Consider the following 6,631-nt stretch of genomic DNA (forward strand, 5'->3'; position numbering starts at 1 on the left):
GGCTCTGCGCTCACTGCGGTCGGCGGTCACCGGTCTGGATCGCCGCCCGGTAGCGGGTGAGCGCCGGGAACGCCACGGCGAGCAGTACCGCCAGCACCGCCGCCGCCAGACCACCGCCCACCCAGGCCACACCGCTGCCGAAACCGGCCGCCATGGCTCCCGCCCGCAGGTCACCCAGGCGCGGCCCGCCGGCCACCACGACGGTGTTGACCCCTTGCAGGCGCCCACGCATGCGGTCCGGGGCGTACACGATCAGCATCGACTGTCGTACCACCGAACTGACCAGGTCGGCCGCGCCGGCCAGCACCAGCAGCGCGACGACCAGCCAGAGCTGGCGGGCCAGCCCGGCCATCGCCACCGCGACGCCCCAGCCGACAACCGCCAGCACCAGCACCAGCCCCTGCCGGCGGACCCGACCGATCCAGCCGGAGAGCAGGCCGGCGAGCAGCGACCCGATGGCGATCGAGCTGTACAGCCAGCCCACCGCCGCGCCGCCACCGAACCGCTCGGTCGCCACCTCGGGAAAGAGCGCCCGGGGAAAGGCGAACACCATCGCGATCAGGTCGATCGCAAAGGAGAGCAGCAGCACCGGTGCGCCGGCCAGGTAACGGACGCCGTCGACGATGCTGCGCAGCCCGGCCTGCCGGGGACCGCCGTCCGGGTCCGGTTCGGGCGGCATCGCGGGCAGCCGCAGCGCCGCCCAGACCAGCGCGACGAGCAGCGTGGCATCCAGGCCGTACGCGACGGGCAGCGCGATCCCGAGCTCGAAGACGGCGAGGATCAGACCCGCGGCCAGCGGGCCGAGTACCGAGGTGGCCATCGCCGTGGTGAAGTTCAGCGTGGTGGCGGCGGGCACCAACTCGACCGGTACCAGCCGGCCAACCAGCGCGGCGCGGGCCGGCCCGGCGATCGCGAACGACACCGAACTCAGTGCCACCAACGCCAGCAGCAGCACCGGGCTGCCGACATCCAGCAGGGCCTGCGCCAACAACCCCAGGACGGACACCCAGAGCAGCACCGACCCGCCCAGCAGCACCCGGCGTCGGTCGAGGGCGTCGGCCACCGCGCCGCCCCACAACCCGAAGACCAGCAACGGTACGAAGGCAGCCACGCCGAGCAGCCCGACCCAGAGCGAGTCCTCGGTCAGCGCGTACATCTCCACCGGTACGGCGACCGCGGTGAACTGGAACCCGAACATCGCGATGGCGTTGCCGACCCACAGCCGCCGGTACGCCAGCACCCGCAACGGGCGCAGGTCGATCGCCCAGCGGCGCTGCTCACGCGGCCGGGAGGTGTCTTTCGAGGTCACGGGGCCAGCCGCTCCACAACCCAGTCGCTGTCGGTACGGCGGAACCGCAGCCGGTCGTGCAGCCGGCTGGCCCGCCCCTGCCAGAACTCCACCGCGTCGGGGCGTACCCGCAGGCCACCCCAGTGTTCCGGGGCGGGGATCGGCGCCACCTCGGCGAAGCGCTGCGCCGCCGACCGGTAGGAGTCGTCGAGCGCGGCCCGGTCCGGCAGCACCGACGACTGGGTGCTGGCCCACGCGCCGAGCTGCGAGCCGCGCGGTCGGCTGGCGAAGTACTCCTCGGTCGTGGCCCGGTCGATCCGCTCCACCGACCCGGTCACGATCACCTGCCGCTGCATCGGAAACCAGGGAAACACCAGACTGGCGTACGCGTTCACAGCCACCTCGGTGCCCTTGCGGGACCGGTAGTTGGTGAAGAAGACGAAGCCCTGCTGGTCGTACCCCTTCAGCAGCACGGTGCGGGCGCTCGGCCGACCGGCGGCGTCGGCGGTGCCCACCACCATGGCGTTCGGCTCCGGCAGCCCGGCGGCCACCGCCTCGGCGAACCAGCGATCGAACTGGCTGCACCAGTCACCGGCCAGGTCGGCTTCGACCAGCCCCGATCCGGCGTCGTACTCGTGGCGCATACCCGATGGCGGTGGTGTGTCCCCCGTCACGTGTCCTCCCCTGTCCGTCCGGCGGATCCGCCCCCGACCAGCCCGTACGGTCAAGTCTCGCCGAATCGACGACGGGCGGCTCATCCGGGGATGTCGTGTGCAGCACATCGACAGTGGGTCGCACACCCGGTTACCAGCAGGCAAGATGTCACGAACACATCCGGAGAGGGTCGCCTAGGGCGCTCACCCGGCCAGGCCGGGCACCGAGCCTGGGCGGGCGCACCGACCACACACCAGGAGTAGTGAGATGGCCGATTTCAAACCCGGACTCGAAGGCGTCGTAGCGTTCGAAACCCAGATCGCCGAACCTGACCGTGAGGGCGGTGCGCTGCGCTATCGCGGGGTCGACATCGAGGATCTGATCGGCCAGGTCTCCTTCGGCAACGTCTGGGCCCTGCTGGTCGACGGCCGGTTCGGGCCCGGCCTGCCGCCGGCCGAGCCGTTCCCGGTGCCGGTGCACTCCGGCGACATCCGGGTCGACGTGCAGTCCGCCGTGGCGATGCTCGCCCCGTACTGGGGTCTGCAGCAGATGCTCGACATCTCCGACGAGCAGGCCCGTGAGGACCTCGCCCGGGTCTCGGTCACCGCGCTGTCCTTCGTCGCCCAGTCCGCCCGGGGTCTCGGCCTGCCCGCGGTGCCGCAGAAGGAGATCGACAAGGCCTCGACGGTGGTCGAGCGCTTCATGAAGCGGTGGCGTGGCGAGCCCGACCCCCGGCACGTCAAGGCCGTCGACGCGTACTTCATCTCGGCCGCCGAGCACGGCCTGAACGCCTCCACCTTCACCGCCCGGATCGTCGCCTCCACCGGCGCGGACGCCGCCGCCTGCATCTCCTCGGGCATCGGCGCGCTCTCCGGCCCGCTGCACGGCGGCGCGCCGTCGCGGGTGCTCAGCATGCTGGAGGCGGTCGAGCGCAGCGGTGACGCCGAGAGCTACGTCAAGGGCGTCCTCGACCGGGGCGAGCGGCTGATGGGCTTCGGCCACCGGGTGTACCGGGCCGAGGACCCGCGCGCCCGGGTGCTGCGGCGTACCGCCAAGGAGCTGGGTGCTCCCCGGTTCGAGGTCGCCGAGGCGCTGGAGAAGGCGGCGTTGACCGAGTTGCAGGCCCGCCGGCCGGACCGGGTGCTCGCCACCAACGTCGAGTTCTGGTCCGCGGTCGTCCTCGACTTCGCCGAGGTACCGGCCCACATGTTCACCTCCATGTTCACCTGCGCCCGGATGGGCGGTTGGAGCGCGCACATCCTGGAGCAGAAGAAGCTCCAGCGCCTGGTCCGCCCCTCCGCCCGCTACGTCGGGCCAGGCCCGCGCAAGCCGCACGAGGTCGACGGCTGGGACGCCGTCCCGCACGGCGTCTGAGGTGTAAGGAAGGGCCCCTTCTTAACGTCTTCGGTAGAGGAGGGGCCCCCTCTTAACACCCCGTTCCCGGCTTGTGGCGCCGCAGAGGCCGTCCGGGTCGTGGGCGGGCGGGTCGTGGGCGGGCGGATAGTCGGCGTACGCCCGTGGCCGACACCGTGTGGGCCAGGCCACGGGCTGTGGCGGACGACTCACGGTTCGGGGTGGGACGAGCACCCGGAGGGGTACCGACGGGTGCGAGGATGAAGGCGGCAGTGCCGCCGGAGGGTGCGATCACGCACCCCCACGCGCACGCCGATCGGTCCACTCCCACCTGCTCAACCGGGCCCCGACCCATGCGGAAGGATCTTGAAAACCGTGGCTGACGCTCCGACCATCCGGATTCCCGACGAGATCAAGCCCGCCGACGGCCGATTCGGCTGCGGGCCGTCCAAGGTCCGTCCGGCGGCGGTCTCCGCGCTCGCCGAGGTGGCCACCAGCTACCTGGGCACCTCGCACCGGCAGAAGACCGTCCGCGACCAGGTGGCCCGGCTGCGCTCCGGCATCGCCGAGTTCTTCTCCCTGCCCGAGGGCTACGAGGTGATCATCGGCAACGGTGGCACCACCGCGTTCTGGGAGGTGGCGACCTTCGGCCTGATCCGCGACAGGGCGCAGTTCGCCAACTTCGGCGAGTTCGGCGCGAAGTTCGCCAAGGCCGTCAAGGACGCCCCGTTCCTCGGTGAGCCCACGATCCGCAAGTCGGACGCGGGCAGCGCGCCGACCCTGGTCGCCGAGGCCGGCGTGGACGTCTACGCCACCCCGCACAACGAGACCTCGACCGGTGTCGCGGTGCCGATCAGCCGGGTGGCCGGTGCCGACCCGGGCTCGCTGCTGCTGGTCGACGCCACCTCCGGCGCCGGTGGCCTGGAGGTCAACGTCGGCGAGACCGACGTCTACTACTTCGCGCCGCAGAAGTGCTTCGGCTCCGACGGTGGCCTGTGGCTGGCCCTGATGTCGCCGGCCGCGCTGGAGCGGGCCGCCGAGGTCAAGGCCTCCGGCCGGTACATCCCCGCCTTTTTGGACCTGGTCACCGCGATCGACAACTCGCGGCTGGAGCAGACCTACAACACCCCGGCGCTGGCCACCATCTTCCTGGCCGCCGAGCAGACCGACTGGATGAACTCCCAGGGTGGGCTGGCCTGGGCGGCCAAGCGCACGGCCGAGAGCGCCGGCATCGTGTACGGCTGGGCCGAGCGTTCCGCCGTCGCCACCCCGTTCGTCGCCGACCCGGCGCTGCGCTCCAACGTGGTCGCCACCATCGACTTCGCCGACGGGGTGGACGCCACCGCGATCGCCAAGGCGCTGCGCGCCAACGGCATCGTGGACACCGAGCCGTACCGCAAGCTGGGCCGCAACCAGCTGCGCATCGCGCTCTTCCCGGCCGTCGAGCCGGCCGACGTGGAGGCGCTGACCGCGTCCATCGACTACGTGGTCGAGCGGCTCTGACCTAACGTTGGGCCAATGGGCCCGGTCGACCCCGTGGGGTCGCCGGGCCCATTACGCTGAGCGGACCGGCCGGGCTGCGGCAGTGCCGTGCACTGTCGTACCGTTGCGGTCGGCGGCCGGCGACTGACCGGCCACACAGCTCTCACCAGCACCGAAGAAGGCTGCTCAGCACGAGTTGTCCGGGCGTGGCGTCTCCCACCTGGACCCGGATGGGCGTACCGTGGTCCTCAACGCCCCGGGTGGCCGGCTCGTGGCGTACGGCCAGCGAAGCGGGACGGAGGCAACGCGATGCGCCCAGTACGCTTCGTCGCCCTCTCCGAGGACGGCCAGGCCCTGGTGCTCGCCGACGAGGTCGGGCGGCTGCTCGCCCTGCCCATCGACGAGCGCGTCGCCGGAGTGCTGCACGCCGAGCCGGGTGCACCGACGCTCGCGGTGGCACCGACCACCGCCGACCCGGTGCCGTCGCTGTCCCCTCGGGACATTCAGGCCCGGATCCGTTCCGGTGAGTCCGCTGAAGACGTCGCCCGCATCGCCGGAGTTCCGGTCGACCGGGTGCTCCGCTACGCCGGCCCGGTGCTGCAGGAGCGGGCGATGCTCGCCCAGCACGCTCGGCGTACCCGGCTCAAGGGTGCCGAGAAGCCGACCCCGCTGGCCGAGGTGGTCAACGGGCGACTCGCCCAGCACGGCATCGACACCGAGAAGATCTCCTGGGACGCGTGGCGTCGCGACGACGGCACCTGGCGGATCGTCGCCACCTGGCCGTCCGGCAAGGCCACCGCGCAGGCGGTCTGGGATCTGGACAAGACCCGTCAGTCGGTGACGCCGCACGACGACATGGCGCAGTACCTCTGCGCCGAACGCCCCACGCCGATCCTCGGCCAGGAGCCGGCACCGGAGCGGGGCGGCCACGCGCTGCCCGGTCCGTCGCGCGGCGAGCCGAGTCGGGGTGGCCACGGGCTGCCGACGCCGGCCGAGTCGGGCCGTACTGGCCGTGACCCGATCCGGGCCGGCCGGGACGCCCTGCTCGCCTCGCTCGATCGGCCGCTCGGCTCGACGTCGGGCCGTGGTCTCGAACCGCGGACCCCGGCCGCACTCGCCGGACCGCCGGATTCACCCCGGCAGCGGGCGGTCTCCGGCGGCGCTGCGGCGCTGCTCGGCGGTGGTCAGGGCTCGGCCTTTGACGACGACGCGGACGCGCCGAAGGAGGTGCCGGCCGTACCGTCGCTGGCGGTGCTACGCCCTCGCCGCACCAACACGCCGGCCGCAGCCGCCGACTCCACCGAGCCTGGCAGCAAGCCCCGCAAGCGCCTGCCCAGCTGGGACGACGTCCTCTTCGGCACCGGCCCCGCCGCCCGCGAATCCTCCTAACCCCCGCGCGCGTCACCCCGCACCCACCACACCCCGCGCCCCACCCTGCCCCGCGCCACGCCTTGGCCGCCCCGCCCGCGCACCCTGCCCTGCGCGCCCCGCCCTGCCCTGCGCGCCCCGCCCTGCCACGCGCGCCACGCCCTGCCCTGCGCGCCCCGGCCTGGCGCGCCCTGCCCTACCCCACGCCGTCCCGCGCGCCTCGCCCTTTCTGCACGATCTTGCACTTCCTGTCGGGGCAAACACGGCAATCTCGGGCATTTCTGCGACCAGAAGTGCAAGATCGGCGCGGGGTGTGGGGGTGGGGTGTGAGGGCGCGGGGGTGCGGGGTTTTGGGGTGTGGGGCGGCGGTGGAGCGATCGTCGGCCGCCGGCGGGGCGGTGTCCCGCGCCTCGCGGTCCGTGGCGGCGCGCAGCCCGTACCAGCCGATCGCGGCGACCAGGGCCACCTGGAGCAGGGCCACCTGGA

General features: G+C 72.8%; 5 protein-coding genes. 3 read left to right on the forward strand and 2 right to left on the reverse strand.

All coding sequences use genetic code 11. The features are described 5' to 3' along the window. Positions 1–10: 10 nt before the first annotated feature. Together JMF97_RS27450 and pdxH are read right to left on the reverse strand one after the other, a co-directional pair. Positions 11–1,309: an MFS transporter gene (locus JMF97_RS27450; protein WP_203224153.1), complete on the reverse strand. Its 1,299-nt coding sequence runs from the start codon at positions 1,307–1,309 to the stop codon at positions 11–13. Beyond that, positions 1,306–1,932 carry a pyridoxamine 5'-phosphate oxidase gene (pdxH, locus tag JMF97_RS27455; RefSeq protein ID WP_203224171.1) on the reverse strand — a complete coding sequence of 209 codons (627 nt, stop codon included), beginning with the start codon at positions 1,930–1,932 and terminating at the stop codon, positions 1,306–1,308. The genes JMF97_RS27450 and pdxH overlap by 4 nt, the downstream gene beginning before the upstream one ends. Positions 1,933–2,209: 277 nt before the next feature. On the opposite strand from pdxH, the gene JMF97_RS27460 reads away from it, so the two are divergent. The 3 genes from JMF97_RS27460 to sepH all read left to right on the forward strand — a co-directional run bounded on the left by JMF97_RS27460 (position 2,210) and on the right by sepH (position 6,166). Next, positions 2,210–3,316 (forward strand): citrate synthase 2, encoded by a 1,107-nt coding sequence (locus tag JMF97_RS27460; protein WP_203224154.1) that lies wholly within the window; start codon positions 2,210–2,212, stop codon positions 3,314–3,316. Positions 3,317–3,670: 354 nt separating this feature from the next. Then, positions 3,671–4,798, forward strand: a complete 1,128-nt coding sequence (gene serC, locus JMF97_RS27465; RefSeq protein WP_203224155.1) for a phosphoserine transaminase — start codon at positions 3,671–3,673, stop codon at positions 4,796–4,798. A gap of 288 nt (positions 4,799–5,086) precedes the next feature. After that, positions 5,087–6,166, forward strand: a complete 1,080-nt coding sequence (gene sepH, locus JMF97_RS27470; protein ID WP_203224156.1) for a septation protein SepH — start codon at positions 5,087–5,089, stop codon at positions 6,164–6,166. Positions 6,167–6,631: the final 465 nt, after the last annotated feature.

Origin of the sequence: Micromonospora fiedleri (assembly GCF_016774385.1) — a bacterium.
Taxonomy (GTDB): Bacteria; Actinomycetota; Actinomycetes; order Mycobacteriales; family Micromonosporaceae; genus Micromonospora; species Micromonospora gifhornensis.